Origin of the sequence: Anaerovibrio sp. (assembly GCF_051866355.1) — a bacterium.
Lineage (GTDB): Bacteria > Bacillota > Negativicutes > Selenomonadales > Selenomonadaceae > Anaerovibrio.
In genome coordinates this window covers 1-1,616 of the sequence record NZ_JBJDWZ010000170.1, presented here as the reverse complement: position 1 = coordinate 1,616, position 1,616 = coordinate 1, and the positions used below count along the sequence as shown (strand labels likewise).

Annotated in this window: 4 protein-coding genes; all 4 read left to right on the top strand. The window is 48.6% G+C overall.

Features of this window, described 5'->3' with window-relative positions; all coding sequences use genetic code 11:
- A partial coding sequence (locus ACI3UA_RS08930) for a phage holin family protein (protein WP_439724467.1) occupies positions 1-422 on the top strand: 422 nt, incomplete at its 5' end.
- A complete protein-coding gene (locus ACI3UA_RS08925) occupies positions 419-1,027 on the top strand; it encodes a peptidoglycan recognition protein family protein (protein WP_439724466.1) in 609 nt (202 codons plus the stop codon). The genes ACI3UA_RS08930 and ACI3UA_RS08925, both read left to right, overlap by 4 nt.
- 6 nt (positions 1,028-1,033) lie before the next feature.
- Positions 1,034-1,330: an anaerobic ribonucleoside-triphosphate reductase gene (nrdD, locus tag ACI3UA_RS08920; RefSeq protein WP_439724465.1), complete on the top strand. Its 297-nt coding sequence runs from the start codon at positions 1,034-1,036 to the stop codon at positions 1,328-1,330.
- A gap of 19 nt (positions 1,331-1,349) precedes the next feature.
- The coding region (locus tag ACI3UA_RS08915; RefSeq protein ID WP_439724464.1) for a hypothetical protein at positions 1,350-1,616 on the top strand (267 nt) is incomplete at its 3' end.

The following is a 1,616-nucleotide window of genomic DNA, read 5'->3' as shown; positions in this document are numbered from 1 at the left end:
TGAAGGAACTGTTGCCATGCCCCACTCAGGTTGAGTGGGGCGCAATTACTTCGGTCGTAGGTACCTGCGTATCGTATCTTTTTGGCTGGGACGGGCTTACAGGGGCGTTGCTCACGCTGATGGTGATAGATTATATCAGCGGCGTGCTGGCGGCATATATCAATCCTAATTTAGCTCTAAACAGCCAAAAAGGATTTCGCGGCATCTGCAAAAAAGTGATGATACTGCTGATTGTAGCTGTGGCGCATGTGATTGATAATGCTATCGGTCAGTCAATGTCGCAGACGGTGGTGGTTTGGTTCTTCATTGGCAATGAAGGATTATCCATCGTTGAGAATGCGGCCAAGTCGGGAGTGCCTGTGCCACAGAAATTATGCGATACGCTGGAACAGCTGAAGAATGAAAAGGAGTCTTGCAAATGAGGCAGGTTAATTTAGATGAATTAAAGCAGATTGCTGAATGCAGTCGCGAAGAAATATGGCGGATTGCGAAATCCAATGGCATTGAGCCGAAGATATATCTGCACTGGACAGGCGGCAGGTACAATGCCACTTCGGCGCATTACCATGTGAATATCACCGGCGATGGGAAGATTTATGTGTCTACAGAAAATCTTGCGGATGTGCTTGAGCATACGTGGCGCAGGAACAGTGGCTCTGTAGGCATTACCCTCTGCTGTGCCTATGGCGCAGGTTCTTCCGGGCTTGGAAATTTCCCTCCAACCGCCAAGCAGATTGAGGTGCTGGCACAGGTAATTTGTGCTATTGCGGATGCACTGTGGCTTACTATCGACAAGAGCCATGTCATGACTCACGGCGAGGCCGCAAATAATGAGGACGGCGGTATCGGCACGCACAGTCCGTATGCGTGGTGGAATGACAGTTACCGTGATGGGGACACTCGCGGCGATTTAGAGTATCTTGGAACGTCTGAAAGCCCGCGATACAATCCTTGGGCTGTTGACGGCTCGCGTGGTGGTGATGTACTGCGCGGCAAGGCGAATTGGTACAGAAATCGGGAGAAGTGATGCGGCATGGAAATTAATGGTGTCATTGTGAATCTGATAGATATATCAGATATGGCAAAAGATGAAATATGCGCCTATATCGCCATGCTTACAAACGAGCATGGCGGCAACAAGCCTCGCAAGCTGACGATAAGCCTGAATAACGAAGGTCAGGTTGTACTTGATTATGAGTTGAGGGTTATTCCGTTTGAGAGGATACGTCGCATAACAGGCTATCTCGTAGGCACTACTGCGAGATGGAATAATGCTAAAAAAGCTGAGGAGCATGACCGCGTAAAGCACGGCATGGCTGGGCTTAGATGATTCAAAGGAGGAATTACAAATGAGTGCATGGACTGATTTTCGTGATGGAATAATTGATAGTTTGAAATTCGACGAAGTTACGGAGGAGCTGAAGCAGGAGCTGACAAATTGGTTGGAGGATACCTGCCTCCCGCTTGCCAAGACGGCGGCTGATTCATTTATCAGTCAGATTAAGGAGCAGGCCAAAGCTGAGTCCGGATGGTGCAAAGTCAGGGACTTGATTGTGCTTCCAGCAATTATCACGCTGGGATTGTGGCTGGTTGAGAAATCTCTTTCCAAGACAAAT